This is a genomic window from Aeromicrobium yanjiei (genome assembly GCF_009649075.1).
GTDB lineage: Bacteria > Actinomycetota > Actinomycetes > Propionibacteriales > Nocardioidaceae > Aeromicrobium > Aeromicrobium yanjiei.
The window spans coordinates 917,749-943,820 of sequence record NZ_CP045737.1 but is presented as its reverse complement, the minus strand read 5'-3'; the positions used below and the strand labels follow the sequence as shown (position 1 = coordinate 943,820).

The window sequence follows — 26,072 nt, the reverse complement described above, 5'->3', positions numbered from 1 at the left end:
TGCAAGCGGTCCCGTACGATCTCCCCATGAGCGCAGCCGCCCTCGTCGACGCGATCAGGGCAGGGCTGCGCGGTGCGGCCGATCCCGTCCGCGCACCGCAGATGCAGGCGTACATGAAGTCGGCGATGCCCTTCCTCGGCATTCCACGACCGACCGTCCGCAGGGTCACCGCTGCTGCCGCTCGCGCGCACCCCCCGCAGACGCTCGACGACCTCACCCGGGCTGTCCGCGAGCTGTGGGACCACGCGGCGTTCCGCGAGGAGCGCTACGCCGCCGCTTCCCTGCTGCGCCGACCGATCGCGGCCGGCGAGCTCGACCTCGTGCCGCTCTACGCCCACCTGGCCACGACAGGGGCCTGGTGGGATCACGTGGACGAGCTGGCCCACCACGTGGCGGCCCTGCACGACACCCACCCGACCGAGACGGCCGCCATCGTGCGGGCGTGGAGCACCGATGACGACATGTGGCTGCGGCGCCTCGCGATCATCAGCCAGCTCGGACGACGCGAGCGAACCGACGTCGAGCTGCTGGCGGAGGTGATCGAGCCCAGTCTCGACGACGGCCGCTTCTTCCTTCGCAAGGCGATCGGCTGGGCGCTGCGGGACCATGCCCGGGTGGACCCGGACTGGGTTCGCGCGTTCGTGGACTCGCACTCCGACACCATGAGTGCACTGACCAGGAGAGAGGCCCTGAAGCATGTCGGATGACCACACGACGTCCACGGACGTCGTCATCGTCGGAGGCGGGCACAACGCCCTGGTCGCCTCGATCTATCTCGCACGGGCGGGCCGGGACGTCACGGTGCTGGAGCGCCTGCCCCACGTCGGTGGCGCCGCAGTCAGCGCACGACCGTTCGAGGGGGTGGACGCACGGTTGTCGCGCTACTCCTACCTCGTGAGCCTGATGCCCCAGCAGCTGATCGACGACCTGGGCCTGCGGCTCGAGCTGCGGTCCCGGGACACCGCGTCGTACTCCCCGTACGAGGGCGGTGGCCTGCTGGTCGAGACCGTGCCGGGACCGGCCACCGAGGAGTCGTTCCGCGCCGTGACCGGCTCGGACGAGGAGCTGGACGCCTGGCGGCGCTTCTACGCCGAGGTCGAGACCGTGGCCGACGCCATCGCGCCCACGCTGCTGTCGCCCCTGCCACACATCGGGGAGCTCCGCGACCAGGTCGAGATGGCGATCTGGACGGATCTGGTCGACGAGCCCATCGGCACCGCGATCGAGCGTCGCTTCTCCCACGACCTGGTCCGCGGCGTCGTCGGCACGGACGCGCTGATCGGCACGTTCGCGTCGCTGCACGACCGGTCCCTGGTCCAGAACCGGTGCTTCCTGTACCACCTGATCGGCAACGGCACCGGCGAGTGGCGGGTCCCCGTCGGCGGCATGGGTGCCGTGACCGGCGAGCTCGAGCGGGTCGCGCGGGAGACTGGCGTCGACATCCGCACGGACGCCGAGGTCACCTCGGTCGAGACCCGCGACGACGGGGTCACCGCACGCGGCGAGGGCTTCACGGTCACCGCGGACTGGCTGCTCAGCGGCGTCGCCCCGTACGTGCTGGCGCGCCTGCTCGGCGATCCCCCGCCACCCAAGCCGTCCGGCTCCCAGTTCAAGATCAACCTGCTGGTCTCGCGCCTGCCACGGTTGACGTCCGGGATCGACCCGGCGGTCGCGTTCGCCGGCACGTTCCACGTCGGCGAGTCGATGAGCGAGCTCGAGGCCGCGTACGCCCGCGCCGCTTCCGGCCTGCTGCCCGAGCGCGCCGCCGGCGAGCTCTACTGCCACACCCTGACCGACCGGTCGATCCTCGGACCTGAGCTCGCCGCGACCGAGGCCCAGACGCTCACCTACTTCGGCCTGCACACCCCGTACGAGGTGCTGCCCGACGACGCGGCCGCGGAGCTCGCCTACGCCCAGGTGATCGCGGCGCTCGACGAGCACCTCGCGGAGCCGATCGAGCCCCTCATCATCGGCGTCGAGCACAAGACGCCCGCGCAGATCGAGTCGGCGCTCGGCATGCCCGGCGGCCACATCTTCCACGGCGACCTGCAGTGGCCGTGGCTCGAGGAGGACGAGAAGGCCCGCCACCCCGGGGAGAAATGGGGGGTCGCGACCCGCCATCCCCGCGTCCTGCTGTGCGGGAGCGGCGCTCGCAGAGGCGGTGCGGTGAGCGGGATCGGCGGCCACAACGCAGCTCATGCGGTACTCGATTACAAGCTTCGGCAGGTGCCCTGATAGTGTTTCTTCCCGCGCGGCATTAGCTCAATTGGCAGAGCAGCTGACTCTTAATCAGCGGGTTCGGGGTTCGAGTCCCTGATGCCGCACCAGCGCGAGAGGCCCCGGTACGCAGAGATGCGAACCGGGGCTTTTTCGTCCGGCCCACGACCGACCCAGGAGACCCGATGGACGCCAGGTCACGGCTCGAGGCCGACCGCTCCAGCACGCGAGCCAGGCTCGCTCTCCTGCAGCAGGACGTCGCCGGGATCATCGCCGCGTCGGAGGGCTCCAACGCCGACGACGAGCACGATCCGGAGGGTGCGACGATCGCCTTCGAGCGCTCGCAGGTCAGCGCCCTCGTCGCACAGGCCGAGAAGCACCTCGCCGACATCGTCGCGGCGCTGGAACGCCTCGACGCAGGGACGTACGGCGTGTGCACGGTCTGCGGACGGCCGATCGCCCACGAGCGGCTCGAGGCGCGTCCCGTCGCGGTGACGTGCGTCGCATGCAGCTGATCAGGGGGTCCGGGAACTCTGCGGGCCCCGATCCAGTTGGACAGACAAGGAGGAACCCCACATGAAGTGTCCGACCGACGGTGCCACCCTCGTGATGAGCGAGCGTTCCGGCATCGAGATCGACTACTGCCCCGACTGCCGAGGCGTCTGGCTCGACCGCGGCGAGCTCGACAAGATCATCGACCGCGCGGCGTCCGAGACGGCACCGCCGCCTCCGCAGCGCGCCCAGCCGAGCTACAGCGAGCCGAGCTACAGCGAGCCCCGCTACGACGACCGGCGGCGCGATCAGCAGCCCTACCGCAAGAAGCGCAAGGAGCACTGGCTCTCCGAGCTCTTCGACTGATGTGGATCGGCTGGGTCGAGCTCGACGTCTTGATGGGTGACGTCCACACGCTGAAGGAGAAGCGGGCGCTCGTACGCCCGTTGGTCGCCGACCTGCGAAGGACGTTCACGGTGTCCGCGGCCGAGACCGGGAGCCTGGACCTGTACCGGCGCGCCGGGATCGGCGTGGGCCTCGTCGCAGGGGACAGCCAGCACGTGATCGACGTGCTGGACAAGGTCGAGGACTTCGTCTCCCGGCGGCCCGAGCTCGACCTGCTGTCGGCCCGTCGCGGGCTCGCCAGCAGCGACGACTGAGTGCCGCCGCGCAGTGCCGTCAGGCCACCAGGCGGTAGCCGATCCCCGGATCGGTCAGGAACAGCCGCGGCCGCGACGGATCGACCTCGAGCTTGCGACGCAGCTGCGCCAGGTAGACCCGCAGGTAGTTGGTCTCGCGGTCGTAGCCCGGCCCCCACACCTCGTGCAACAGCTCGCTCTGGCGCACCAGACGCCCCCGTCGCCGCGCCAGCACCTCCACGATGTGCCACTCCGTCGGGGTGAGGCGGACCTCCTCGCCGGCGCGCGTCGCACGGCGCTCGGTCACGTCGAGTCGCACGTCGCCGCTCTCGACCACGAGCGGCGCATCGCTCGCCGCGCTGCGCCGGGCCGCGGCCCGCACCCGCGCGAGGAGCTCAGCCATGTCGAACGGCTTCGTGACGTAGTCGTCGGCGCCCGCGTCGAGCGCCTCGACCTTGTCGTCGGAGTCGTGGCGGGCCGACAGCACGACCACCGGCACCTGGCTGAAGCTGCGCAGGCGCCGCAGGACCTCCACGCCGTCGAGGTCCGGGAGGCCGAGATCGAGGATGATCACGTCGGGCATCCGTTCGTCGACGACCTGGAGCGCCGAACGGCCGTCCGTGGCCCACTCCACCTCGTAGTCGCGTGCCCGCAGGTTGATCGTGAGGGTCCGCAGGATCGCCCGGTCGTCGTCGACCGCGAGCACGACCGTCACCGCAACCCTCCTGTCAGGGGCAGATCGAGGACGAACGTGAGCCCGCCGCCGGGCGTGTCCTCGGCGGTCAACGTACCGCCCATGGCCTCGGTCAGTCCGCGGGCCACGGCCAGGCCCAGACCGACTCCCTCACCTCGGGGGACGTCCCCGAGACGCTGGAAGGGCTCGAACAGCCGCTCGCGCTGGGCGGCCGGTACGCCGGGGCCGGTGTCGGCGACGCGGATCACCGCGCGGTCGGCCACCGGTGTCGCGTCGACGACGATCCGCGCGGGCGCCGGCGCGTAGGTCACGGCGTTGCCGATCAGGTTGGCCAGCACACGCTCCACGAGCCCTGTGTCGGCCGCGACGAGGGACGCGACCGGGTCGATCCTCACGTCCACCCGGTCGCGGTCAGGCAGCGAGCCCAGCACTGACGCGACCGCACTCCTGAGATCGACCTCGTCGACGTGGGGCGTGACGGCTCCGAGGCGAAGGCGACTCATGTCGAGGAGGTTGGTCACGAGGTCGTCGAGGCGGTCCGCACCCTCCTCCACGGTCGCGAGCAGGGCCTGCTCGTCGGCCGCCGACCACACCACGTCGGTGCTGCGCAGGCTGCTGATCGCAGCCTTCACCGCAGCCAAGGGCGAGCGCAGGTCGTGCGAGACCGCGGCGAGGAGCGCGGTCCGGGTCTGGTCCGCCTCGGCCAGCGCGCGCCGCTCGGCTGCGTCGTGCATCGCACGCCGACGCTCCGCCAGCACCGAGGCGTGCGCGGCGTACGCCTTGAGGAGCCGTTGGTCGGCTGCTGCGGGCGGCCGCCCCGTCAGCACGAGCATCGTGTCGTCGTCGACCGGCACCGCGGCGTCGGCCTCGCTCCAGGGCGGCGTCGCCTCGCCGTACGCCGCCACGATCTCGCCGTCCGCCGTGCGGACGATCGCGGCGCCCCGCATGCCGAACAGCTCGCACGCGCCGGCCAGCAGGCTCTGCTCGTCGCCCGCGTGCAGGAGGCTGTGCGACAGCACCGTGAGCGCCTCCGCCTCGGCCGAGGACCTGTCGGCCTCGGCCGTCCGGCGCGCGGCGAGTCCCACGACCGAGGACACCGCGATCCCGACCGCCACGAACAGCACCACCGCGACCCCGTTGTCGGTGCTGGCGATCGAGAACGTCCGCAGAGGCGGCGTGAAGAAGAAGTTGAGCGCGAAGCCGCTGACCAGGGAGCACACGACCGCGGGCCAGCGGCCGCCCACGATCGCGGTGGCCACGACCAGTGCCATGAGGGCCATGGCCTCGGACGGCAGTCCGTGCAGGTCGTCGGTGAGCAGCAACAGCCCGGACAGGACGAAGGGACCGAGCGCCCCGAGCAGGTGCCCCGCGACCAGGCGCTGCCGACTGAGGCCGCTGCGCGTACGCCGTCCGCCACCGCGGGGCCGACGTGCCTCCTCGTGCGTGACGATGTGGACGTCGACGTCACCGGACGTGGCGATGACGGTTTCGCCGACACCCGGGTCGACCAGCGTCGACAGCCGGCCGCGCCGGCTCGCCCCGATGACGACCTGGGTCGCGTTCTCGGCCCGCGCGAAGTCGAGGATCGCCGCGGCGGCGTCGTCGCCGACGACCGTGTGGAACGTCCCACCCATGTCCTCGGTGACGGCGTGCAGCCGGTGCAGCCGTGCAGGGTCCATCGTCACCAGGCCGTCGCCCCGGCTGACGTACAGAGCGAGCCACTCCCCTCCCCCCGTCCTCGAGGCGATGCGGGCGGCCCGGCGCAGCAGCCCCTCGGACTCCGGCCCACCGGTCACCGCGACCACGATCCGCTCGCGGGTCGCCCAGGTGGACTCGATCTCGTGATCGGTCCGGTAGCGCTCCATGCCCTCGTCGACGCGGTCGGCCAGCCACAGCAGCGCGAGCTCGCGCAGCGCCGTCAGGTTGCCTTCGCGAAAGAAGTGGGACAGGGCCGGGTCGACCTGCTCCGGGGCGTAGATGTTGCCGTGCGCCATGCGTCTGCGCAGTGCCTGCGGGCTCATGTCCACCAGCTCGATGGCATCGGCCCGGCGCACCACGGTGTCGGGCACGGTCTCGCGCTGGCGTACACCCGTGATCGACTCGACGACGTCGTTGAGCGACTCGAGGTGCTGGATGTTGACGGTCGTGATGACGCAGATGCCGGCGGCGAGGAGGTCCTCGACGTCCTGCCACCGCTTCTCGTGCGTGAGGCCAGGGACGTTGGTGTGGGCGAGCTCGTCCACGAGCGCCACCTGGGGCGACCGCGCGAGGAGACCCGCGAGGTCCAGCTCCTGCTGGATCGTCGCGCCGCGCTCGACCTCGAGACGGGGCAGCACCTCGAGATCGCCGATCTGCTCGACCGTGCGTGGGCGTCCGTGCGTCTCCACGAGGCCGACCACCACGTCAGCACCGCGCTCGGCGCGACGGCGCCCCTCGGCGAGCATCGCGTACGTCTTGCCGACCCCGGGCGAGGCCCCGAGGTACACCCGGAGGGTGCCCCTGGTCGGTGCTGCGGACTCCACGGACTCAGTGTGCACCCCCCGCGGAGTCACGCCGCGGCGGTCGGGCCCGCCCGCCGCCGCAGATTCCCAGGAGAACCTGGGAATCCGCGGTGCCTCACCCCGGTTCCTGACGCGTCACCCTTGGTACGACCGGGGTGCCGTGTCAGGTTTCGGGGTCCTCCTGGGAAACCGCGGCCAGCGGTACGGCGGGCCGCCGGGGCGTCCGGGGAGTGTGACCCCCGCCCTATCCGTGGCCGGATCGCGGTGGAGATACTGGCCGATAGTTTGTCTCCCGCAGACTCCGTCGATCAAGAGAAGTGAGCCGCGTGCGCAATCCCCGAGCTTTCCTCCGTCCCCTCGCCGTGGGTGCGCCCGCACCGGTCGCGGACATCCCGTTCCGGCCGAGCCGGATGATCCACTTCTTCGACCCCAGCAACCCCAAGATGGCCGCCAAGGTGCCCGACATCGCACCCAAGGTCGACATCATCCTCGGCAACCTCGAGGACGCGATCAAGACCGAGAACAAGGAAGCCGCCCGCCAGGGCCTGGTCGACATCGCCAAGCAGACCGACTTCGGCCAGACACAGCTCTGGACGCGCATCAACAGCCTCGACTCCCCGTGGGCCCTCGACGACCTGATCACGCTGGTGACCGAGATCGGCGACAAGCTCGACGTCGTCATGGTGCCCAAGGTCGAGGGCGCCCAGGACATCCACTACGTCGACCGCCTGCTCGCGCAGCTCGAGGCACGCGCCGGCCTCGCCCGGCCGATCCTCGTCCACGCGATCCTCGAGACCGCCGAGGGCATGACGAACGTCGAGGAGATCGCCGCCGCCAGCCCCCGCATGCAGGGCATCTCGCTCGGACCGGCCGATCTCGCCGCCAGCCGGCGGATGAAGACGACCCGCGTCGGCGGCGGCCACCCGGGCTACCTGGTGCGCCAGGACCCCACCGGCGAGGACCTCACGCAAGGCCGCACGACGTACCAGCAGGATCTGTGGCACTACACGATCGCTCGCATGGTCGACGCGTGCGCCGCCAACGACGTGCTGCCCTTCTACGGCCCGTTCGGCGACATCAAGGACGTCGTCGCGTGCGAGGACCAGTTCCGCAACGCGTTCCTGCTCGGCTGCGTCGGCGCGTGGAGCCTGCACCCCGTGCAGATCGACATCGCCAAGCGGGTCTTCTCCCCCGACCCGGCCGACGTCGCGCACGCCAAGGAGGTCGTCGAGGCGATGGGTGACGGCTCCGGCGCCGTCATGATCAACGGCAAGATGGAGGACGACGCGTCCTGCAAGCAGTGCCTGGTCATGCTCGACCTCGCCAAGGCGCTCGCCGAGCGCGACCCCGAGCTCGCCGCCGCCTACGACCTCTGAGGAGATCCCATGACCAGCACGACCCTGCGCCCCCGACGTTCCGTCCTCTACATGCCGGGCGCCAACGAGCGCGCGCTCGAGAAGGCCAAGGGCATCGACGCGGACGCCCTCATCCTCGACCTCGAGGACGCCGTCTCCCCCGACGCCAAGGTCGAGGCCCGCGAGCGGGTCTGTGCGGCGGTGCAGTCCGGCGAGTACGGTCACCGCGAGCTCGCGATCCGCGTCAACGGGATCGGCACGCAGTGGCACGCGGACGACATCGCGGCGGCGGCCGCAGCCGGCCCCGATGCGGTGCTGGTGCCCAAGGTCAACTCGGCGCACGAGGTCATCGAGCTCGTGGCCGCCCTCGAGCGGGCCGGCGCACCGGAGAAGACCAAGCTCTGGGCCATGATCGAGACCCCGGTCGGGCTGTTGCACGCCGAGGAGATCTGCGCCGCGCACGAGCGTCTGACCGTGCTGGTGATGGGCACCAACGACGTGGTCAACGAGACGTACGGCCTGCACGTGCCGGGTCGCAACCCGCTCGTGCTCACCGCCCTCTCGCTGTCGCTGCTGGCCGCCCGCGCCGCGGGCAAGGTGATCATCGACGGCGTCTTCAACGACGTGAAGGACCTCGAGGCCTTCGAGGCCGAGGCGCGCCAGGGCCGGGAGATGGGCTTCGACGGCAAGACGTTGATCCATCCCAGCCAGGTCGAGCCGGCCAACGTCGCGTTCGCTCCCTCGGAGGAGGACATCGGGCACGCACGCGAGATGATCTCGACCTTCGACGAGGCCAAGGCGGCCGGTCAGGGCGTCGTGACCTTCAACGGCCGGATGGTCGAGGAGCTGCACGTCCGCGACGCCCAGCGCATCCTGGCCTTCGCCGAGGCGATCGCCTCTCGCTGAGGAGGGGTCCGGCCCCTCCCCAGCGAGGGGATCGTGCCCTACTTGTTGGCGCGTATGCCGTAGAGCTCGGAGTAGATCTGCGTCTTCAGCGCCTGGTACTTGCGACGCTGACGCACTTCTTCCAGGAGCACTTGACGATCGATCTCGGACAACTCGTCCCAGGCGCGCGGACCGCGGACCCGACGGGACTCGAAGAGTGCCACTGCGTTCACCCCCTCTCCTGCTGATCCGGCCTTCGGGGTGGAAGAGGTCGGGGTGGTGGTGTGTGCGGGCATGCGTCGGATGTCGATCGGCGTGGTCATGGCGCGCCTCCTTTCTGGTGATTCGGGCGGGTGGGTCGTGGGCGGACAACAAAAAAACCGCCCCGGATCGAAGATCCGAAGCGGCAAGCAGCCGACACAGGTGTGGGCTACGTCAGGTGCACTGCTTCGGAGGCGGATCCGGCGAAAAACGCGACGACGCGACGGACGTTGCGTCCGTGGGGTGTCGTGATGATGTCCTTCATGGGTCCACCTCCTCTGTACTGGTCTGGTGCGTTGTGGCGGGCTCCGTCCGAAGCCACCGAAAGACGGTAGCGCACGTCGGATGTGATGTCCACCACACAGTCGGAGCCGGCCGCCGGGAGCGTGTCCCGACGGCCGGCCGTCATGGTGTGGCCCTACCGCTTCGTGAGCGCGAGTGCTCGCGAGATCGTGAAGAACAGGTCGGTCTGGTCGGTCAGCCCGACCACGTTCGCCGCCTGCGGTCCGTACGCGGCGATCCGCAGCTGGCTGCCCGTGTGCTGCTGCGAGCCACCCGCGGCGGACGTGCCGTAGTTGATCGTCAGCGGGCTGCCCTCGTTGGTCAGCAGGTTCGTCGTGAGACCGGGGGTCGTGCTGCCGGCCTCGACGATCTGGCTGGTGTGGGCGTGGTCCGCGGTCACGATGACCGTGGTGTGTCCGTCCTTCTTGGCGAAGTCCAGCGCGACCTTGACGGCCTCGTCCAGGTCGACCGTCTCGCCGATCTGGCCACACGCATCGGCCGCGTGATCCTGCTTGTCGATGCTCGCCCCCTCGACCTGCAGGAAGAATCCCTTCGACCCGCGGGTGTCGAGCAGCCGGATCGACTTCTTGGTCATCGCCGCGAGGGAGGGCAACGAGGACGTGCGCGCCGGGTTGGCCGTGCAGCGGGCCGGCGCCTTCTTGCCACCGTCGGACGTCGCCGCAGGCCCCGTCCAGCGCACCGGGAAGTTGCCCGGGGCGAACAGTCCGAGCACCGGCTGCTTCTGGTCGGCCCTGGTGATCTTGTCCAGCGAGCTGAGATCCGTGGGCAGCTGGTAGCCGCGCCGCTCGGCCTGGTCGAGCAGGGACAGGTCCTTGAACGTGCCGGCTTTGGCCTTCTCGGCGAACGTCGCCGCGCCGCCACCCAGGCTCACGTCGGGGCGGGTGTCCAGCAGCTGCTCGGAGATCGAGCCCCGGCCACCGTTCTCGCGTGCGGCCTCGGGGCACGTCGTCGACGTCTTGACCGGGCCGTAGCAGGAGCGGGCCGAGATGTGCGCGACCTGCACCGCGGGCGTCGCGTCCTGGAGCTCGGCGGTGCTCACGTTGCCGGTCTTCAGGCCGCGCCTCTTGGCGAGCTCGAGCAGCGTGGGCTGCGCCTTGCCCCGGATGTCGACCGAGATCGCGTTGTCGTACGTCTTGGTGCCCGTCGCCCAGGCGCTGCCCGTCGCGGCGGAGTCCGGCACGTAGTCGGTCCTGCCGTCCTTGGTCAGCGAGTACGTCGTGTACTGACCCGTCAGCGGCAGTGCGTCGATGCCGGGGAAGCGCCCTCCGGCGCCGTGCTCGTAGTCGCGCGCGGAGGTGATCTCGGAGTCGCCCATGCCGTCGCCGATGAGGAGGATGACGTTGTCTGCACGGCCGCCCTCGACGGCCTGCCTGACCTGCTTGGTCTGATCGCCCGACAGGCGAGCTGCTCCCCCGTGCTTCGAGAGATCCTGGCCCGCCCCGATGGCGCCGGCCGTCCCCGCGCCGACGACGACTGCCGCCACTGCGAGGCTGACGACGGTGCGCCTGCTGGTCTTTCCCGTGGATGAGTTCATGTGCCGAGCCCACCGGACCCGGGTGAACGTGGGACCAACACGGCGCCACGTCAGGCCGAAACCTTTTGCGCACCCCGAAGGCTCAGTCGAAGTCCAGCCGCTCGTCGATCTCGTCGCGGGTCGAGCCGCTCGCATACAACAGGTCGGCCGCGAGCGACCGCACCTGTGCCGCGATCGCGGCCGTGTTCATCGTCATCGCACCGGGCAGAGCCGTGACGGCGATCCGGGCCGCGTCGACCAGCTCGCGCCGCGCCTCCTCGAAGTCGTCGCGCTCGGACAGGTCGTCCGCGAAGATCTCGACGGCCCGCGCCAGCGACTTCGCCGCCAGATCCATCCCTGCCGGCGCCTGCTCGTGGTGCCGCAGCATCGCCGCGGTGCGCCGTGCCAGCACCCGGGCGTCGCGGATCGCGTTGTCGAAGTCGCGGATCGCCCCGACGTACATGCCCACGTGCTCGCGCTGCTTCCACCGCATCGGTGACATCCGGGTGATCTCCGAGACGCTGGCCGCCGTGCTCTCGAGCGCCTGCAGGCCCGGCTGCATCGCCCGGGCCTCGTCCAGCGCCCGCTCGGCCACGTCGGTGTCCTGCAGGCGCATCGCCTCGGCGATGAGGCCCAGCACGCCGGCGAGCCGCTTGAGCAGCGACTGCACCTCGATGTCGATGTCGCGCACGGCATTGCGCGGCACCAGCAGGATCATCGCGAGGCCGGCGCACCCACCGATCAGCGCATCGAGGAAGCGGGTGACGGCGGGGTTGCCGGCGTTCACGCCCGGCAGCACGGCAGCCAGCAGGACCGAGGAGTTGGCCGCCTGTGTCATCGCGAGACCCTTGATGCCCAGCAGCGTGCACACCACGATGGTGAGCACGACGACGAGCGCGATCTGCCACGTCCCGCGCCCGATGAGAAGGATCAGGAGCTCGCCCACCAGCACGCCGAGCGCCACCCCGAGCACGAGCTCGAAGAGCGTACGAGCCCGCAGGCCGGCGCCGGCGATGATGACGATGACCGCCGAGATCGGTGCGAAGAACGCCTGTGAGTGCCCCAGCAGGTGCGTCGAGACGAAGTACGCGACCGCGGTCGCCCCGCCGAGGCGCAGCAGCAGCCGCCACCGCTTGCGCAGCATGCGGAGCCGGTCCGACCAGGTCAGCTGCGAGTGCGGCAGCCGGATCCGCCGACGCGGGGCGTCGTCACGGGACGGGCTCACGACACCACAGCCGGGCTCACAGGTAGAGGCCCGTCTGGCCTTCCTCGATGCGCTCGGACGCGACGGCGTGCAGGTCGCGCTCGCGCAGGAGGACGAGGTCCTCGCCCCGCACCTCGACCTCGGACCGGTCCTCGGGGTCGAACAGCACCCGGTCGCCGACCTCGACCGAGCGGACGTGTGCGCCGATCGCCTCGACGCGCGCCCAGGACAGCCGCTTGCCGAGTGCGGCGGTGGCCGGGATCACGATGCCGCCGGTCGATCGACGGTCACCGCTGTCCTCGTCGAGGGAGACGAGGAGGCGGTCTGCCAGCATGCGGATCGGGAGCCTGCCGGACATGGTCAGCGCAGCAGCTTGCGGATCACGACGATGCCCGCGATGACCGCGAGCGTGCCGCCCACGACCGGGATGATCGTCTCGAGTCGGGGTGAGCCGGTCTCGTCGATGAAGCGGCCCTTGAGGTTCTCCAGCCCGCGGCGGGCGATGTTCTTGGGGTTGGACCGGTCGACCAGCTGGTCGACGGTGACCGCCAGACGCTCGCGGATGACCTCGATCTCGTCGACCAGCTCATCGGATTGGGCGTTCGCCACGTCGTGCCTCGCTCACTTGGGAACCTACGGACGTGCGAGCCGTCGGCTCGCACACATACGCAAGGATAGGACCTATGACGACCCGCCTGCAGCCCGGAGACACCGCACCCGACTTCACCCTCGTCAACGACGCCGGAGAGCCTGTCACCCTGTCCGCCCAGACGGGCAAGGTCATCGTCTACTTCTACCCGGCCGCGATGACACCGGGCTGCACCAAGCAGGCCTGTGACTTCAGCGACTCGATCGACCGCCTGCAGGCCGAGGGCTACACCGTGCTCGGCATCTCCCCCGACAAGCCCGAGAAGCTCGCGGCGTTCCGCGAGCGGGACGGCCTCACGATCCAGCTCCTGTCGGATCCGGAGAAGCAGGTCCTGACGCAGTGGGGCACCTTCGGGGAGAAGAAGCTCTACGGCAAGGTCGTGCAGGGGGTCATCCGGTCGACGTTCGTGGTCGAGGACGGGAAGATCACGCTCGCGCAGTACAACGTCAAGGCCACGGGCCACGTCGCCAAGCTTCGCAAGGACCTGGGACTCGGCGCCTGACGCAGGGCCTATTCTGGATCCCGAGTCGGTGTGGTGGAACTGGTAGACACGCAGGATTTAGGTTCCTGTGCTTTCGAGCGTGCAGGTTCAAGTCCTGTCACCGACACTCCGTGACCTGACACCTGTGGTCTATGACGCGGGGGTGTCAAGCACTGCGGCCAGGCTGTCCAGGGCGCCCGGCACCAGAGCGTAGAACGACCAGGTTCCGCGCTTGCTGCGGGTCAGCAGACCCGCGTCGACGAGCACCTTGAGGTGGTGCGAGACCGTCGGCTGCGAGAGCGCGACCGGTTCGTTCAGGTCGCAGACGCACGCCTCGCCGCCTTCGTGGGCCGCGATCAGCGAGAGCAGCCGCAGGCGCGTCGGATCGCCGATGGCCTTGAACTTGCCGGCCAGCAGGATCGCATTCTCCTCGCTCATCGCGTCCTTGGTGATGGGCGCGCAGCAGATGTCGGAGCCGGTGTCAGGCGCGGGCAGCAAGGACGTCATGACCCCAGTATGCCTGCTGCATTGACATGCGTCGATGCATTGATACGGTGTCTATATCGACGTCAGTCGATGAATGCGGTAGCCCCGGACGAACGACCAAGGAGACCAGTGAGCGACACCGTCAGCGAGCGGCCCAGGGGCGGACCGGACGACGCGATCGTGGGTCGCCTGTCCCGACTCGACCGGCTCCTGCCCGTCTGGATCGCGGTTGCCATGGCGGTGGGTCTGGTCCTGGGTCGCACCTGGACCGACCTCACCGACGCCCTCGACTCGTTCACCGTGGGCTCGGTCTCGGTGCCCATCGCCATCGGACTGCTGGTCATGATGTACCCGGTCCTGGCGAAGGTGAGGTACAGCGAGACGGCCCGCGTCACCGGCGACAGGCGCCTGCTCGGCGCCTCGCTCGTCATGAACTGGCTCATCGGGCCTGCACTCATGTTCGCCCTGGCGTGGCTCCTCCTGCCAGACCTGCCGGAGTACCGAACCGGCCTGATCATCGTCGGCCTCGCCCGCTGCATCGCGATGGTCCTGATCTGGAACGATCTGGCCTGCGGAGACCGCGAGGCGGCCGCCGTGCTGGTCGCCATCAACTCGGTCTTCCAGGTCTTCGCATTCGCCGCGCTCGGCTGGTTCTACCTGCAGACCCTGCCGGGATGGCTCGGGCTCTCGACCACGAGCGCCGACTTCTCCGTGTGGGCCATCACCGCGAGCGTCGTGGTGTTCCTGGGCATCCCTCTCCTCGCCGGGTTCGCCACCAGACTCATCGGTGAGCGCACCAAGGGTCGCGACTGGTACGAGGACACCTTCCTGCCGAAGCTCGGTCCCTGGGCGCTCTACGGCCTGCTGTTCACGATCGTCCTGCTGTTCGCGCTGCAAGGCGATGCCATCATCAGCAACCCGTGGGACGTCGTCCGCATCGCGCTGCCCCTGCTTGCCTACTTCGCCATCACCTTTGCGCTCGGCATGGTCATGGGACGCCGGCTCGGTCTCGGCTACGCCAAGACCGCGACGCTCGCCTTCACCGCTGCAGGCAACAACTTCGAGCTGGCCATCGCCGTTGCCATCGGCACGTTCGGCATCACGTCCGGCCAGGCGCTCGCCGGGGTCGTCGGCCCGCTCATCGAGGTGCCCGTCCTGGTCGGCCTCGTCTACGTGTCCCTGTGGGCACGCAGGTTCTTCCCCACCGAAGGAGCACGCTCATGACCACCACCAAGCCCACCGTGCTGTTCGTCTGCGTCCACAACGCAGGCCGCTCGCAGATGGCCGCCGGCTTCCTCAAGGAGCTGTCCGGCGGCTCCATCGAGGTGCTGTCCGCGGGCTCCATGCCCGGCAACCGGATCAATCCCGTGGCCGTGGAGGCGATGGCCGAGATCGGCATCGACATCGCCACGGAGCAGCCCAAGAAGCTGTCCACCGAAGCCGTCCAGGCCTCCGACGTCGTGATCACCATGGGATGTGGCGACGAGTGCCCCTACTTCCCCGGCAAGCGCTACGAGGACTGGGAGCTGACCGACCCCGCGGGCAAGGGCATCGAGACCGTCCGCCAGGTGCGCGACGAGATCAGGACGCGCATCGAAGGTCTCATCGCCTCCCTCGCCCCGGCCCAGCCGGCTGGACGACCGCGATGACCGCCGACCTCCCGGTCGTCGTCATCGGGGCAGGACCCATCGGACTCGCTGCAGCAGCCAACCTGCACAACCGCGGCATCGACTTCATCGTCCTCGAATCAGGAACCACCGCGGGCGCAGCCGTCCGCGAGTGGGACCACATCCGCCTCTTCTCGCCCTGGTCGCAGCTCATCGACCCGGAAGCCGCGAAGGTGTTGGCGGAAGCGGGCTGGTCCGAGCCGGACCCGAGGCGATACCCGACAGGCGGCACGTGGGCGTCCGACTACCTCCAGCCCCTCGCCGATGCCCTGGGAGGCGCGGTCCACTACGGCGCGACCGTCACGGGCGTCGCGAAACGGGGTCGCGACCTCATCGTGGACTCTGGCCGGGACGACGCACCCTTCACCGTCCACGTGGACAGTGCAGGCGGCGAGCAGCGGATCCACGCCCGCGCCGTCATCGACTGCTCCGGCACCTGGTCCGGCGCCAACCCTCTCGGTGGCGACGGGCTGCCCGCTGTTGGTGAACGCGCGGAATCCCAGCGCATCACCTACCGGGTCCCCGACCTCCAGGACCACAGCATCCGCGCCCGGTACGCGGGAACACATGTGGTCGTGGCGGGAACCGGCGTCTCGGCGAAGACGGCACTGGTGAACCTCGCGGATCTCGACGGCACCACGGTCAGCTGGCTCGTCCGGCGCCCCACCACCGGCAACGCGTTCGGCGGCGGAGAGAACGATGAGCTGGCTGAGCGTGGTGCACTCGGCGCGAGAGCCCAGAAGGTCGTCGAGTCCGGAAGGGTCGACACCGTCACCGGTTTTCGCACGGCAGCCGTCGAGACCCAGAGCAACGGTCAGCTCACGCTGACCTCGTTCGACGGCGAGAGCGTCCCCGACGTCGACGAGGTCATCGTGCTGACCGGCTTCCGTCCGGACCTGTCGATCCTGACCGAGGTCCGTCTCGACCTCGATTTTGTCCTGCAGGCACCGCGGGACCTCGCCCCCCTGATCGATCCGAACGTCCACTCGTGCGGCACGGTCTACCCGCACGGAGCGAAGGAGCTGGCTCAGCCCGACGCCGGCTTCTATCTCGCCGGGATGAAGAGCTACGGCCGCGCCACGTCGTTCCTGGCGATGACCGGCTTCGAGCAGGTCCGCTCCGTGGTGGCCGAGATCGCCGGTGACCACGAGTCGGCAGCACGCGTGGAGCTGACGCTTCCCGACTCCGGGGTGTGCGGCGGCTCAGGCCTCTTCGACGAGGCGGAGGCCTCCGGCGACGGCGGGTGCTGCGGCGCACCTGCGGGGGCCGACGTGGCCACCCCTTGATCAGACCTGTCCGTGAGGTCGGGGAGGGACGATCGCCTAGGCTGGGAGTCACGGTGGTGACGCACATGCCTCCCACTCAGTGATCATCAGGAGAGAAGGGCCCGGCCATGAAGTCCGATCTGTTCGCGCAGGCGAATCTCGAGGTGCAGACCTCGGAGCGGTTCGTCCTGCAGAACCCCCGCATGCTCAAGGTCACGTTGGGCGCACCCGTCCTGGCGACCAAGGGCGTCATGGTCGCCTACCAGGGCCAGGTGACCTTCGAGCACAAGTCGGCGGGCAGCATCGGCAAGCTCATGAAGAAGGTCGTCACGAGCGAGGACAACCCGCTCATGACGGTCGCGGGACAGGGCGAGGTCTTCTTCGCCGACACCGCCAAGAACGTCTTCATCCTCAACCTCGAGGGCGACGGCATCTCGATCAACGGCCGCAACCTGCTCGCATTCGATGCGACGCTCGACCACGACATCCGTCGGGTCAAGGGCGTCGGCGTCGCCGCCGGTGGCCTGTTCAACACGATCGTCAACGGCCACGGTCAGGTCGCGCTGGTCGCCGACGGCGATCCGATGATCCTGGACTGCTCGCAGCAGCCGACCTTCGTCGATATCAATGCCGCGGTCTGCTGGTCCGCGAACCTCGCCCCGCAGCTGCACAACAGCATGAGCATGCGCTCGACGCTGCGTGGCGGCTCCGGCGAGGCGTTCCAGTACGCGTTCCACGGCCCGGGCTTCGTCGTGGTCCAGCCGTCCGAGGGACCTGCCTACCAGCAGGGCGGTGGCGGACAGGGCGGCAACGTCGCGGCCGCGGCCGTCGGCGGCGGCATCCTCGGCGGCATCCTGAGCTGATGGCTCGACGGTCGCCGCGGTGACGTCGCCGGTCTACCGCGCCCCGATGCGCTCACGCCGCGACGACGTCCCGCACGCGGCGACGCTCGAGCGGGCACTGGAGCTGGGGCTGTGCGGCATGGGAGAGCCCACCGACGAGGGGGCCGAGCGCCGGCTCCAGCAGCTGGTCGACGCCCCCGACGGCTCGTTCGTGTGGACGCGCGTCCCGGGCGGCTCGACGTACGTCGGCCGGATCCACGGCCCGTGGCGACGCGACGACGACGGCGCCGAGGTCGACCTCGTCCACGTGCGCGACTGCGCATGGGTCGAGGTCGACCCGGCCCTCGTCCCCGCGGCGGTGACCCAGACGTTCGGTCGGGGCGGACGCAACTTCCAGCAGATCCATCCCGGTGACGTCGAGGCGCAGACGGCCCGCGTCTGGGACCTGCTGAGCGCCTAGGGAGCGAGCTTGCCGATTCCCTTGCTGATCGAGGCCTGCAGGATCTTGCCGACCACGGCGGCAGCACCGGGCACGGCCATGTCGAAGCCGATCGTGTAGTCCAGCAGGGTCCCGCCGTCCGTGGTCCGGGTGAGCACCTGACGACCCCAGTGCCCCTTCAGCGGGCTGCCCTTGGTGATCGCGTACTCGATCAGGGTGTTCGGCTCCGCGACCGTCGTGGTCTCGTGGAAGGCCGGGAGCGGACCGATCTTGAGGCTGCGGGTCGATCCGACCCCGTTGCGGGACGTGTCACCGTCCGAGACCCGCGCGACCTTGGCGCCGAGGACCGGTCCGAGGTTCTCGTGCTCCGACAGCCTCTCGAAGACCGTGGCGGGATCGGACGTGTACGTGTGCGTGACGTGGACGCGCTGGGGAGTGGCCATGGTCGAGGAGTCTAGGGTGATTCACCATGAAGCGCGGGCGGACGGCGGGCGGCGATCTGCAGCAGCCGATCAGCGCAGGTGTCGTCGCGGTCCTCGTGGGCTACACCAGCTCGTTCGCCGTCGTGCTGACCGGCCTGCACGCGGTGGGCGCGACCCCCTCCCAGGCGGCGTCCGGGCTCCTGGCCCTCTGCCTCACCCAGGCTGCCGCGATGTGCTGGCTCAGCACCCGCTACCGGATGCCGTTGATCCTGGCCTGGTCCACCCCCGGCGCGGCCCTGCTCGCCGGCACTGAAGCCCTCGACGGCGGCTGGCCGGTCGCGATCGGCGCGTTCCTCGTCGCAGGCGCCGCATACGTCCTCACAGGGCTGTGGCCGGCCCTCGGCCGGCTCATCTCCCGCATCCCTGCGCCGATCGCGCAGGCCATGCTCGCGGGCGTCGTGCTCGAGCTGTGCCTGCAACCGGTCACCGCGGTCAAGCAGAACCCCGGGGCGATCCTGCCCATCGCCCTCGTGTGGCTGCTCGGGGTCAGGTTCGCCCCGCGGTGGGCGGTTCCGGCGGCGTTCGCCTGCGCGGGCCTGGTCATCGGCGTCGACATGGTGCGCCACGGCACCTCGATCGCGGGATCCTCGCTCCTGCCCGAGCTCTCGCTCACGACGCCCGCCTGGAGCTGGGCGGCGATGATCGGCATCGCGCTGCCCCTGTACGTCGTGACGATGGCGTCGCAGAACGTCCCGGGCGTCGCGATCATGAAGTCCCTCGGGTACGACGTCCCGTGGCGCGGCGCGATCGTGGCCACCGGCGTCGCGACGGTCGCCGGCGCGCCCGCGGGCGGGCACTCGGTCAACCTCGCCGCGATCAGCGCCGCCCTCGCCGCCGGTCCCCCTGCGGGCCCGGATCCCCGCAGACGGTGGATCGCGGCTCAGTCCGCCGCCGGCACGTACGTCGTGCTGGGCGTCGGCTCGGCCGCACTCGCGGCCCTCGTCGCGGTCGCGCCCATGGGCGTCATCGCGACCGTCGCGGGGCTCGCCCTGCTCGGTACGCTCGCGGACGCTCTTGAGGGCGCCGTCTCGCACCGCGCGGGCCGGGAGGCCGCCGTCATCACCTTCCTGGTCGCCGCCTCGGGCGTCTCGGCGCTGGGCATCGGCTCGGCGTTCTGGGCGCTCGTCGCAGGGCTCCTCGTCCACCTCGTTCTCCACCGGAGGCCCCACTGATGTTCCGCATCCTGTTCTTCGAGCCCCGCATCGCGGGCAACACCGGCGCCGCGATCCGCCTCGCCGCCGTGACGGGCGCCGAGCTCCACCTCGTCGAGCCGCTGGGCTTCGACCTGGAGGAGTCCAAGCTCAGGCGGGCCGGGCTGGACTACCACGACCTCGCCGTCATGACGGTCCACCCGGACCTCGACGCCGCACTGGAGGCGCTCGCGCCCAGCCGGGTGTTCGCGTTCACCGCCCGCGGCGAGCAGCTCTACACCGACGTCGCGTACGAGCCCGGCGACGTCCTGCTGTTCGGTCCCGAGCCGACGGGCCTGCCGGAGCAGGTGCTGGACGATCCACGGGTCGAGGCCCGCGTCCGGCTCCCGATGCTGCCCGGCCGTCGGTCGATGAACCTGGCCAACACCGCCTCGGTCGCAGTCTTCGAGGCGTGGCGCCAGCAGGACTTCGCCCTGCCGAGCTGACGCACGGGGACCCTCGCGCCGTCTTCGGCAGATCCGGTCCGGGTGGGCGCCGGCGGGCGTAGAGTGTGCTCTCTCGGGAAAGAAGACAAGCGCACCATGACCCTGTCCAGGAAGACGGCCCGCCGGCCGGTCGTCATCGCCTTCGTGGTGGCCCTCGTGCTCGGGCCGTTCGTGGCGTGGCAGGGCGCACAGGGCGGGCAGACCCACGAGGAGTCGGTGCTCGCACCTCTGGGCATCGTCGTGGTGGGTGACTCGATCACCGCGCGCTACAACGACTCGCCGGGCGATGAGCGCCAGGGCTGGTGGAGCATCGTCGGGCACCGCTTCGGCGCGGACGTCCGCACGTACGCCCAGTCCGGGTCGGGCTACCTCCGCCCCGGTCACCGGTGCGAGGGCAACCGGTTCATCGACCGCACCGAGGTCTACGCGGGCGCGGCACCGTCGATCCTGTTCGTCGAGGGGGGCCGCAACGACTGGGCACGCTGTGCCGACGGGATGTTCGTCCCGTCGACCGACCACGAGATCGACCACGCAGTCGGCACCTACCTCGACACCGTGAAGACGTTCGTGCCGGCCACGACCCGCGTCATCGTGCTGGGTCCCCCGTGGGGCCCGCTCGACGCCAGGACGGGCGTGCGCATCACCGGCATCGTGCGGGCGCAGGCCGAGGCGCACGGCTTCGAGTTCATCAGCACCGCGGGTGCCCTGACGGCGTCCCGCGTCGTCGACGGCGTGCACCCCAACCGCCACGGCAGCGCTGCGATCGCCCGCCGCGTCATCCGCGCCCTGGAGTGAGTCCTAGGCGGTGAGGGCCGCCACGACGGCCGGCGCGATCGCCGCCAGAGCCTTGCCGCGGTGGCTGATGCGGTCCTTGTCGGCCGGGTCGAGCTCGGCGGTCGACACCTCGAACCCGTCGGCCGCGAACAGCGGGTCGTAGCCGAAGCCGCCCCCGCCGTGCTCGGCCGTCAGGATCCGCCCTGCCATCTCGCCGTGCTCGACGAGCTCGAGACCCTCGGGCGTGCACAGCGCCATCGCGCACCGGAACTGTGCCGTGCGCCGCTCCGCCGGGACGTCGGAGAGCTGACTGAGCAGCAGCCGGTTGTTGGCCGCGTCGCCGCCCTCGCTCTTGGGGACGCCGGACCATCGCGCCGACAGCACACCCGGCATCCCGTTGAGGGCGTCGACGCACAGGCCCGAGTCGTCGGCCAGCGACGGCAGCCCCGTCGCCTGCAGGGCGGCGCGCGCCTTGATGAGCGCATTGCCCTCGAAGGTCGGCTCGGTCTCGGCGGGCTCGTCGTACGCCGGGAAGTCCGCAAGCCCCAGCACCTCGATGCCCGGGACGAGCGGCTCGAGGATGCGCCGCAGCTCGGCGAGCTTCTTGGCGTTGTTGGACGCCAGCACGACCCTGCTCATCGGCCGAGGGCCTCGTTCTGCAGGCGGGTCAGGTCGGCGCAGCCCGCGGCCGCGAGCTCGAGCAGTGCGTCGAGCTCGGCCTTGTCGAACGGCGCGCCCTCCGCGGTGCCCTGCACCTCGACGAACTTGCCCGAGCCGGTCATGACGACGTTCATGTCGGTCTCGGCGCGGACGTCCTCGACGTACGGCAGGTCGAGCAGCGGGACGCCGTCGATGATGCCCACGCTGATCGCGGCGACGGACTCGACGAGGGGCTCACCCGCGAGCGCTCCCCTGCCGCGCAGGTGCTCGACCGCGTCGGCCAGTGCGATGTACGCGCCGGTGATCGCCGCGGTGCGGGTGCCGCCGTCGGCCTGCAGGACGTCGCAGTCGATCGTGATCGTGTTCTCACCGAGGGCCTTGTAGTCGATCGCCATCCGCAGCGACCGGCCCACCAGGCGGGAGATCTCGTGCGTGCGGCCGCCGATGCGCCCCTTGACCGACTCACGAGCCGAGCGGTCGTGCGTGGCCTGGGGCAGCATCGCGTACTCCGCGGTGACCCAGCCGAGGCCTGAGCCCTTGCGCCAGCGCGGGACGCCCTCGCTCGCGCTCGCGGCGCACAGCACCTTGGTCTTGCCGAACTCGATGAGGCATGAGCCCTGCGCGTGGTCGAGCCAGTTGCGGGTGATGGTCACGGGACGGAGCTGATCGGCCTGGCGGCCATCTTCGCGGGTCATGTCTCGAGCCTATCGGGGTGGTCGGCCCCTGCCCGGCACGGATCAGAGCTCGTAGGTCGAGCCGGCGGCGACCAGCTCGAACGCTCCGTCCCAGGTGCTCTTGACGTCGGACTCGACCTCGGCTCGATCGGTCCAGGAGGGGATGTGCGTCACGAGGAGACGGCCCACCTTGCCGCGCGTGGCGTACGTCCCGGCCTCCGCGCCGGTCAGGTGCAGATCGGGCGGGTTGCTGCCGGACTCCACGAAGGAGGCCTCGCACAGGAAGACGTCCACGCCCTCGACCAGGGCGGCCAGGGCCTCGGTCGGGCCGGTGTCACCGGAGTACGCCAAGGAGTGGGTGTCGGTCGCGATGCGGAACGCGAACGCCGGGACGGGGTGGTTGACCCGGACCGAGGTGACCGTGAACGGTCCCAGCTGGACCGTGCCGCCGTCCGCCCAGGGGCTGAATGCGAACTGCTCCCTCATTCCGTCCCGCTCCTCGAGGCCGTAGGCCGAGACGAGGAAGTCCCCGGCTCCCTCGGGGGCGTGGACGGGGATCTGCGCGAAGGCGCCGTCGGGGTGATAACGGCTCACGACGTAGAAGCCCGACATGTCGAAGCAGTGGTCCGCGTGCAGGTGGGACAGCGCGATCGCGTCGATGTCGCGGATCGTGCTGTGCCGCTGCAGCGCACCGAACGCGCCGCTGCCGAGATCGACCAGGAGGCGGTAGGTGCGGCCCTCGAACGGAGCCTCGAGCAGATAGCAGCTCGCGGGCGAGTCGGGCCCCGCGAACGATCCGGCGCAGCCGATGACGGTCAGCTTCATGCCGCGCCCATCCACGAGAACTGGGTCACGGACTCGACCTCGGGGCCGAGGAAGCGTCGCGCGAGCGTGCGGAACTCCTCGGGCCGGCCGGTCGTCAGGAAGCCGTGGGCAGGCACGGGCAGCGCGGCGTCGCGCTCGAGCCCTTCGCGCACCAGGAGCCTGTAGACGTCCTTGGCCGTCTCCTCGGCGCTCGAGACGAGCGTCACACCATCGCCCATGACGTAGGACAGTACGCCCGTCAGGAGCGGGTAGTGGGTGCATCCGAGAACAAGGGTGTCGACGTCGAGATCGATCAGGCGTGCGAGATAGCCCTCCGCGACCGACAACAGCTCGGGACCGCTCGTCACGCCCTGCTCGACGAGCTCGACGAACCGGGGGCAGGCCTGGGTGTGCAGCGTGATGCCGGGATTGGCCGCGAACGCGTCGTCGTACGCCCGCGAGGTGGCGGTCGCCTCGGTGCAGATCACGCCGACGACGCCGTTGCGGGTCGCGCTGACCGCACGTCGGGTGGCCGGGACGATGACCTCGACGACCGGCACGTCGTACCGCTCGCGCGCATCGCGCAGGACTGCGGCGCTCGCGGAGTTGCAGGCGATCACGAGGGCCTTGACGCCCTGGGCCACGAGGTGGTCGAGGCACTCCAGGGCGTACTCGCGGACCTCGGAGATGGGCTTGGGACCGTAGGGCTGGCGGGCCGTGTCACCGAGGTAGAGCACCGGCTCGTGGGGCAGCTGGTCGAGGACGGCACGCGCGACGGTCAGACCGCCGAAGCCTGAGTCGAAGATGCCGATCGGTGCGTCACTCACAACGTTGAACCCTACGGCCGCAGGATGCGGCGACAAAGTGAACGGGCCCCAGATCACATGTGACCCGCATTCCACCCGGGCCGCGCCGGGGTCAGAGCGGGAGCTTGGGCTGGGGCGGGGCGTGCGCCGGGTCGACCCCGTCGAACAACGAGGAGACCGACTCCCCCGCGTGGATCCGGGCGATCGCCTCGGCGAACAGGCCTGCAACCGATCGGACCTGCAGCTCGGGCCAGTCGGCCGGCCGCGGGACGGTGTCGGTCGTCACGACCTCGGTGATCGAGGGGTGGTTGCGGAGCCGCTCGACGGCCTTGCCCGTGAACAGTCCGTGCGTGCACGCGACCGACGCCTCGGTGCAGCCCTCCTGGGCCAGCTTGTCCATGAGCTCGATGATCGAGCCGCCGGTCGCGATCTCGTCGTCGAGGACGATCGCCTTCTTGCCCGCGACGTCGCCGACGATCGCGTCGATGACGACCTTGTCGTCGGCCTGGCGCTGCTTGCTGCCCGCAGCGACGGGGACGCCGAGCAGACGCGCGAACAGTGAGGCGGTCTTGGCGTTGCCGAGATCGGGCGACACGACGACCGTTCCGGTCAGGTCGCGGCCGCGGAAGTGGTCGGCCAGCTCGCCGATCGCGGTGAGGTGGTCGACCGGGACGCTGAAGAAGCCGTGCACCTGCGGAGCGTGCAGCGTCATCGTCACGACCCGGTCGGCGCCCGCGGTGGTCAGCATGTCGGCCACGAGACGTCCGCCGATCGAGATCCGCGACGCATCCTTCTTGTCCGAGCGGGCGTACGCGTAGTGCGGGATCACGGCCGTCACGGACGCGGCACTCGCTCCGCGGGCCGCATCGATCATCAGGAGCAGCTCCATGAGGTGGTCCTGCGTCGGCGGGACCAGGGGCTGGATGATGTAGACGTCCTTGCGCCGGCAGTTGGCCAGCAGCTGCACCTGCAGGCAGTCATTGCTGAACCGCGCCGTCTCGGAGGCGGACAACGGCTGCCCCAGCTCGGAACAGATCTTCTCGGCAAGGGGGCGGTGCGCGCTTCCGGAGAAGACCACGATCTGGCTCACGAGGTCGAGGGTAGCCGAGCGGCCGTCGCGGTGCTTCCCCCACCGTTTGCCGTGGGCGCGGTGCTTCCTCCACCGTACGAAGCCGAAACCGACCTCGTACGGTGGCAGGTCCACCGCGCCCGGTGGGGACGGGCGCCCGGGCGGTGCGACCTTGGTCCCGGGTGCGACGGCAGGTCCGCGGGTAACGTCCGAGCCCCCAGGGCCCCTACGAAGGATCTGACCCGTGTCCGAGTCCACCCACGCCTCGTCGTCCTTCTCCACCGGTCCCGTGCTCAGCCCTGTCGTCCTGCTCATCGGCGTGCTGCTGATCCAGCTGGGCTTCACCGCGAGCTACGTCGGGGCCTTCCACAGCCCCAAGCCGGACAAGGCGCCGATCGCGGTGGCGCCGCCGGCGGGTGGGCCGGAACAGCTCGCCCAAGAGATGGCGCGGACGCTCAACGGTCTGGACGACAAGCCGCTCAAGGCCACTGTCGTCAAGGACGAGGCGGAGGGCCGCCGCAAGCTGAAGGACCGTTCGGTGGGCGCCGTGCTGGTCCTCGGCGAGCAGGGCTATCAGCTGCTCGTCGCGAGCGCGGCTGGGTCGTCGTTGTCCGAGGCGATCGAGAAGGTCGTCAAGACGGTGGCCGCCGAGCAGCAGCGCCCCGTGAAGGTCTCCGACGTGATCCCCGCCGGCAAGGGCGACGACCTCGGGCTCAGCGCCTTCTACCTCGCGGTGGGCTGGGTCGTCGGCGGCTATCTCGCAGCGTCCATCCTCGGGATCACCGAGGGCGAGCGGCTGCCGAGCAGGCGCCGACTGGGCATCCGGATCGCCCGGGTCGCGGTCTACTCGGTGCTGTCAGGCCTGGGTGGCGCCTGGATCGTCGGGCCGTGGCTCGACGCCCTCGACCACGGCTACTGGCCGCTCGCGGCGTTCGGCGCCCTGCTGGTCTTCGCGGTGACGGTGTTCACCCTCGCGTGCGAGGCGTGGGTGGGCGTGCTCGGGATCGGTGTGGCGATCGTGCTGTTCGTGGTGCTGGGCAATCCGAGCGCGGGCGGCGCGTTCCCGACGAATCTGCTGCCGCCGTTCTTCAGCGCGATCGGTCCGTGGTTGCCACCGGGCGCGGCGACCAGCGCGATCCGCGGCATCGTCTACTTCGACAACGCCGGCGTGCGCGGTCCCGTGCTCGTCATGCTCGCCTGGCTGGTGGTCGGGCTCGTGCTGCTGATCGTGCCGACCGTGCGCCAGGAGCGCGCCCGGGCCCACGCCTGATCGCC

General features: G+C 70.4%; 31 protein-coding genes and 2 tRNA genes. 19 read left to right on the top strand and 14 right to left on the bottom strand.

The annotated features are described in order from the left end of the window. Positions 1-26: 26 nt before the first annotated feature. The 6 genes from GEV26_RS04850 to GEV26_RS04825 all read left to right on the top strand — a co-directional run bounded on the left by GEV26_RS04850 (position 27) and on the right by GEV26_RS04825 (position 3,368). Entirely contained in the window at positions 27-707 is a 681-nt protein-coding gene (locus tag GEV26_RS04850; RefSeq protein WP_153652016.1) for a DNA alkylation repair protein, read from the top strand. Continuing rightward, a complete protein-coding gene (locus GEV26_RS04845; protein WP_153652015.1) occupies positions 697-2,235 on the top strand; it encodes a phytoene desaturase family protein in 1,539 nt (512 codons plus the stop codon). The genes GEV26_RS04850 and GEV26_RS04845 overlap by 11 nt, the downstream gene beginning before the upstream one ends. Positions 2,236-2,251: 16 nt before the next feature. After that, positions 2,252-2,327 (top strand) — tRNA-Lys (locus tag GEV26_RS04840). Positions 2,328-2,402: 75 nt separating this feature from the next. Next, on the top strand, positions 2,403-2,732 hold the full coding sequence (locus GEV26_RS04835) for a TraR/DksA family transcriptional regulator (RefSeq protein WP_153652014.1): 330 nt from the start codon (positions 2,403-2,405) through the stop codon (positions 2,730-2,732). A 61-nt stretch (positions 2,733-2,793) separates the two neighbouring features. Continuing rightward, positions 2,794-3,075, top strand: a complete 282-nt coding sequence (locus tag GEV26_RS04830) for a TFIIB-type zinc ribbon-containing protein (protein WP_153652013.1) — start codon at positions 2,794-2,796, stop codon at positions 3,073-3,075. Continuing rightward, a complete protein-coding gene (locus tag GEV26_RS04825; RefSeq protein ID WP_153652012.1) occupies positions 3,075-3,368 on the top strand; it encodes a DUF503 domain-containing protein in 294 nt (97 codons plus the stop codon). Before GEV26_RS04830 ends, GEV26_RS04825 begins: the two co-directional genes overlap by 1 nt. A 19-nt stretch (positions 3,369-3,387) precedes the next feature. On the opposite strand, the gene GEV26_RS04820 is transcribed toward GEV26_RS04825, so the two are convergent. After that, complete coding sequence (locus GEV26_RS04820; protein WP_153652011.1) at positions 3,388-4,062, bottom strand: response regulator; 675 nt, start codon at positions 4,060-4,062, stop codon at positions 3,388-3,390. Further along, positions 4,059-6,563 (bottom strand): ATP-binding protein, encoded by a 2,505-nt coding sequence (locus GEV26_RS04815; protein ID WP_243838926.1) that lies wholly within the window; start codon positions 6,561-6,563, stop codon positions 4,059-4,061. Before GEV26_RS04815 ends, GEV26_RS04820 begins: the two co-directional genes overlap by 4 nt. Before the next feature lie 305 nt (positions 6,564-6,868). On the opposite strand from GEV26_RS04815, the gene GEV26_RS04810 reads away from it, so the two are divergent. Together GEV26_RS04810 and GEV26_RS04805 are read left to right on the top strand one after the other, a co-directional pair. Continuing rightward, positions 6,869-7,918 (top strand): HpcH/HpaI aldolase/citrate lyase family protein, encoded by a 1,050-nt coding sequence (locus tag GEV26_RS04810; protein WP_153652010.1) that lies wholly within the window; start codon positions 6,869-6,871, stop codon positions 7,916-7,918. A 9-nt stretch (positions 7,919-7,927) separates the two neighbouring features. Beyond that, positions 7,928-8,803 (top strand): HpcH/HpaI aldolase/citrate lyase family protein, encoded by an 876-nt coding sequence (locus tag GEV26_RS04805; RefSeq protein ID WP_153652009.1) that lies wholly within the window; start codon positions 7,928-7,930, stop codon positions 8,801-8,803. 38 nt (positions 8,804-8,841) lie between these two features. Here GEV26_RS04805 and GEV26_RS04800 read toward each other — a convergent pair whose 3' ends face one another. The 5 genes from GEV26_RS04800 to GEV26_RS04780 form a co-directional block, all read right to left on the bottom strand. Beyond that, positions 8,842-9,105 carry a hypothetical protein gene (locus tag GEV26_RS04800; RefSeq protein WP_153652008.1) on the bottom strand — a complete coding sequence of 88 codons (264 nt, stop codon included), beginning with the start codon at positions 9,103-9,105 and terminating at the stop codon, positions 8,842-8,844. A 356-nt stretch (positions 9,106-9,461) separates the two neighbouring features. Further along, positions 9,462-10,880 (bottom strand): alkaline phosphatase, encoded by a 1,419-nt coding sequence (gene phoA / locus GEV26_RS04795; protein ID WP_153652007.1) that lies wholly within the window; start codon positions 10,878-10,880, stop codon positions 9,462-9,464. Between the two features lie 82 nt (positions 10,881-10,962). Next, complete coding sequence (locus GEV26_RS04790) at positions 10,963-12,084, bottom strand: FUSC family protein (protein WP_153652006.1); 1,122 nt, start codon at positions 12,082-12,084, stop codon at positions 10,963-10,965. A 16-nt stretch (positions 12,085-12,100) separates the two neighbouring features. After that, a complete protein-coding gene (locus tag GEV26_RS04785) occupies positions 12,101-12,421 on the bottom strand; it encodes a GroES family chaperonin (RefSeq protein WP_153652005.1) in 321 nt (106 codons plus the stop codon). A 2-nt stretch (positions 12,422-12,423) separates the two neighbouring features. After that, positions 12,424-12,672, bottom strand: coding sequence for a DUF3618 domain-containing protein (locus GEV26_RS04780; RefSeq protein ID WP_153652004.1), 249 nt, complete (start codon positions 12,670-12,672; stop codon positions 12,424-12,426). Positions 12,673-12,746: 74 nt separating this feature from the next. Here GEV26_RS04780 and bcp point away from each other — a divergent pair, with 74 nt between their 5' ends. Next, a complete protein-coding gene (bcp, locus tag GEV26_RS04775; protein ID WP_153652003.1) occupies positions 12,747-13,214 on the top strand; it encodes a thioredoxin-dependent thiol peroxidase in 468 nt (155 codons plus the stop codon). A 24-nt stretch (positions 13,215-13,238) separates the two neighbouring features. Continuing rightward, positions 13,239-13,320, top strand: a tRNA-Leu gene (locus GEV26_RS04770). 23 nt (positions 13,321-13,343) lie between these two features. On the opposite strand, the gene GEV26_RS04765 is transcribed toward GEV26_RS04770, so the two are convergent. Then, positions 13,344-13,700, bottom strand: coding sequence for an ArsR/SmtB family transcription factor (locus GEV26_RS04765; RefSeq protein WP_153652002.1), 357 nt, complete (start codon positions 13,698-13,700; stop codon positions 13,344-13,346). A 108-nt stretch (positions 13,701-13,808) separates the two neighbouring features. Between GEV26_RS04765 and arsB the strand changes: the two genes are divergently transcribed. The 5 genes from arsB (at position 13,809) to GEV26_RS04740 (ending at position 17,913) form a co-directional block, all read left to right on the top strand. Further along, entirely contained in the window at positions 13,809-14,903 is a 1,095-nt protein-coding gene (gene arsB / locus GEV26_RS04760) for an ACR3 family arsenite efflux transporter (RefSeq protein ID WP_279586757.1), read from the top strand. Continuing rightward, positions 14,900-15,328 carry an arsenate reductase ArsC gene (locus GEV26_RS04755; RefSeq protein WP_153652000.1) on the top strand — a complete coding sequence of 143 codons (429 nt, stop codon included), beginning with the start codon at positions 14,900-14,902 and terminating at the stop codon, positions 15,326-15,328. The genes arsB and GEV26_RS04755 overlap by 4 nt, the downstream gene beginning before the upstream one ends. After that, on the top strand, positions 15,325-16,632 hold the full coding sequence (locus GEV26_RS04750) for an NAD(P)-binding domain-containing protein (RefSeq protein WP_153651999.1): 1,308 nt from the start codon (positions 15,325-15,327) through the stop codon (positions 16,630-16,632). Before GEV26_RS04755 ends, GEV26_RS04750 begins: the two co-directional genes overlap by 4 nt. 107 nt (positions 16,633-16,739) lie before the next feature. Then, complete coding sequence (locus tag GEV26_RS04745) at positions 16,740-17,474, top strand: AIM24 family protein (RefSeq protein ID WP_153651998.1); 735 nt, start codon at positions 16,740-16,742, stop codon at positions 17,472-17,474. Positions 17,475-17,493: 19 nt separating this feature from the next. Continuing rightward, positions 17,494-17,913: a GAF domain-containing protein gene (locus GEV26_RS04740; RefSeq protein ID WP_208431025.1), complete on the top strand. Its 420-nt coding sequence runs from the start codon at positions 17,494-17,496 to the stop codon at positions 17,911-17,913. Here GEV26_RS04740 and GEV26_RS04735 read toward each other — a convergent pair. After that, the gene (locus GEV26_RS04735; RefSeq protein ID WP_153651997.1) at positions 17,910-18,335 is read right to left on the bottom strand and encodes an SRPBCC family protein; all 426 of its coding nucleotides are present in this window, start codon (positions 18,333-18,335) and stop codon (positions 17,910-17,912) included. The genes GEV26_RS04740 and GEV26_RS04735 overlap by 4 nt on opposite strands. Positions 18,336-18,361: 26 nt before the next feature. Between GEV26_RS04735 and GEV26_RS04730 the strand changes: the two genes are divergently transcribed. The 3 genes from GEV26_RS04730 (at position 18,362) to GEV26_RS04720 (ending at position 20,805) form a co-directional block, all read left to right on the top strand. Further along, positions 18,362-19,546, top strand: a complete 1,185-nt coding sequence (locus GEV26_RS04730; protein WP_153651996.1) for a benzoate/H(+) symporter BenE family transporter — start codon at positions 18,362-18,364, stop codon at positions 19,544-19,546. After that, positions 19,546-20,010 (top strand): tRNA (cytidine(34)-2'-O)-methyltransferase, encoded by a 465-nt coding sequence (locus tag GEV26_RS04725; RefSeq protein WP_153651995.1) that lies wholly within the window; start codon positions 19,546-19,548, stop codon positions 20,008-20,010. Before GEV26_RS04730 ends, GEV26_RS04725 begins: the two co-directional genes overlap by 1 nt. 96 nt (positions 20,011-20,106) lie before the next feature. Further along, the gene (locus GEV26_RS04720) at positions 20,107-20,805 is read left to right on the top strand and encodes an SGNH/GDSL hydrolase family protein (RefSeq protein WP_153651994.1); all 699 of its coding nucleotides are present in this window, start codon (positions 20,107-20,109) and stop codon (positions 20,803-20,805) included. Positions 20,806-20,808: 3 nt separating this feature from the next. Here the strand turns inward: GEV26_RS04720 and rdgB are convergent, their stop codons facing one another. The 5 genes from rdgB to GEV26_RS04695 all read right to left on the bottom strand — a co-directional run bounded on the left by rdgB (position 20,809) and on the right by GEV26_RS04695 (position 24,818). Continuing rightward, positions 20,809-21,423, bottom strand: a complete 615-nt coding sequence (rdgB, locus tag GEV26_RS04715; protein WP_153651993.1) for an RdgB/HAM1 family non-canonical purine NTP pyrophosphatase — start codon at positions 21,421-21,423, stop codon at positions 20,809-20,811. Continuing rightward, entirely contained in the window at positions 21,420-22,139 is a 720-nt protein-coding gene (rph, locus tag GEV26_RS04710; RefSeq protein ID WP_153651992.1) for a ribonuclease PH, read from the bottom strand. Before rph ends, rdgB begins: the two co-directional genes overlap by 4 nt. A gap of 42 nt (positions 22,140-22,181) precedes the next feature. After that, a complete protein-coding gene (locus GEV26_RS04705) occupies positions 22,182-22,943 on the bottom strand; it encodes an MBL fold metallo-hydrolase (RefSeq protein WP_153651991.1) in 762 nt (253 codons plus the stop codon). Next, complete coding sequence (gene murI, locus GEV26_RS04700; RefSeq protein WP_153651990.1) at positions 22,940-23,749, bottom strand: glutamate racemase; 810 nt, start codon at positions 23,747-23,749, stop codon at positions 22,940-22,942. Before murI ends, GEV26_RS04705 begins: the two co-directional genes overlap by 4 nt. Before the next feature lie 91 nt (positions 23,750-23,840). After that, the gene (locus tag GEV26_RS04695) at positions 23,841-24,818 is read right to left on the bottom strand and encodes a ribose-phosphate diphosphokinase (protein ID WP_153651989.1); all 978 of its coding nucleotides are present in this window, start codon (positions 24,816-24,818) and stop codon (positions 23,841-23,843) included. Positions 24,819-25,041: 223 nt separating this feature from the next. Between GEV26_RS04695 and GEV26_RS04690 the strand changes: the two genes are divergently transcribed. Beyond that, positions 25,042-26,067, top strand: coding sequence for an ABC-2 transporter permease (locus GEV26_RS04690; protein WP_208431024.1), 1,026 nt, complete (start codon positions 25,042-25,044; stop codon positions 26,065-26,067). Positions 26,068-26,072: the final 5 nt, after the last annotated feature.

Bases quoted from the DNA above. Each gene is read 5' to 3' on its own strand.
- GEV26_RS04845 (WP_153652015.1), top strand. From the start codon at position 697: ATGTCGGATGACCACACGACGTCCACGGACGTCGTCATCGTCGGAGGC.
- GEV26_RS04805 (WP_153652009.1), top strand. From the start codon at position 7,928: ATGACCAGCACGACCCTGCGCCCCCGACGTTCCGTCCTCTACATGCCG.
- GEV26_RS04720 (WP_153651994.1), top strand. From the start codon at position 20,107: ATGACCCTGTCCAGGAAGACGGCCCGCCGGCCGGTCGTCATCGCCTTC.
- GEV26_RS04750 (WP_153651999.1), top strand. From the start codon at position 15,325: ATGACCGCCGACCTCCCGGTCGTCGTCATCGGGGCAGGACCCATCGGA.
- GEV26_RS04835 (WP_153652014.1), top strand. From the start codon at position 2,403: ATGGACGCCAGGTCACGGCTCGAGGCCGACCGCTCCAGCACGCGAGCC.
- GEV26_RS04765 (WP_153652002.1), bottom strand. From the start codon at position 13,700: ATGACGTCCTTGCTGCCCGCGCCTGACACCGGCTCCGACATCTGCTGC.
- rdgB (WP_153651993.1), bottom strand. From the start codon at position 21,423: ATGAGCAGGGTCGTGCTGGCGTCCAACAACGCCAAGAAGCTCGCCGAG.
- GEV26_RS04755 (WP_153652000.1), top strand. From the start codon at position 14,900: ATGACCACCACCAAGCCCACCGTGCTGTTCGTCTGCGTCCACAACGCA.
- phoA (WP_153652007.1), bottom strand. From the start codon at position 10,880: ATGAACTCATCCACGGGAAAGACCAGCAGGCGCACCGTCGTCAGCCTC.
- GEV26_RS04800 (WP_153652008.1), bottom strand. From the start codon at position 9,105: ATGACCACGCCGATCGACATCCGACGCATGCCCGCACACACCACCACC.
- GEV26_RS04745 (WP_153651998.1), top strand. From the start codon at position 16,740: ATGAAGTCCGATCTGTTCGCGCAGGCGAATCTCGAGGTGCAGACCTCG.
- GEV26_RS04735 (WP_153651997.1), bottom strand. From the start codon at position 18,335: ATGGCCACTCCCCAGCGCGTCCACGTCACGCACACGTACACGTCCGAT.
- GEV26_RS04730 (WP_153651996.1), top strand. From the start codon at position 18,362: ATGAAGCGCGGGCGGACGGCGGGCGGCGATCTGCAGCAGCCGATCAGC.
- GEV26_RS04705 (WP_153651991.1), bottom strand. From the start codon at position 22,943: ATGAAGCTGACCGTCATCGGCTGCGCCGGATCGTTCGCGGGGCCCGAC.
- rph (WP_153651992.1), bottom strand. From the start codon at position 22,139: ATGACCCGCGAAGATGGCCGCCAGGCCGATCAGCTCCGTCCCGTGACC.
- bcp (WP_153652003.1), top strand. From the start codon at position 12,747: ATGACGACCCGCCTGCAGCCCGGAGACACCGCACCCGACTTCACCCTC.
- GEV26_RS04825 (WP_153652012.1), top strand. From the start codon at position 3,075: ATGTGGATCGGCTGGGTCGAGCTCGACGTCTTGATGGGTGACGTCCAC.
- GEV26_RS04725 (WP_153651995.1), top strand. From the start codon at position 19,546: ATGTTCCGCATCCTGTTCTTCGAGCCCCGCATCGCGGGCAACACCGGC.
- GEV26_RS04850 (WP_153652016.1), top strand. From the start codon at position 27: ATGAGCGCAGCCGCCCTCGTCGACGCGATCAGGGCAGGGCTGCGCGGT.
- GEV26_RS04785 (WP_153652005.1), bottom strand. From the start codon at position 12,421: ATGTCCGGCAGGCTCCCGATCCGCATGCTGGCAGACCGCCTCCTCGTC.
- GEV26_RS04830 (WP_153652013.1), top strand. From the start codon at position 2,794: ATGAAGTGTCCGACCGACGGTGCCACCCTCGTGATGAGCGAGCGTTCC.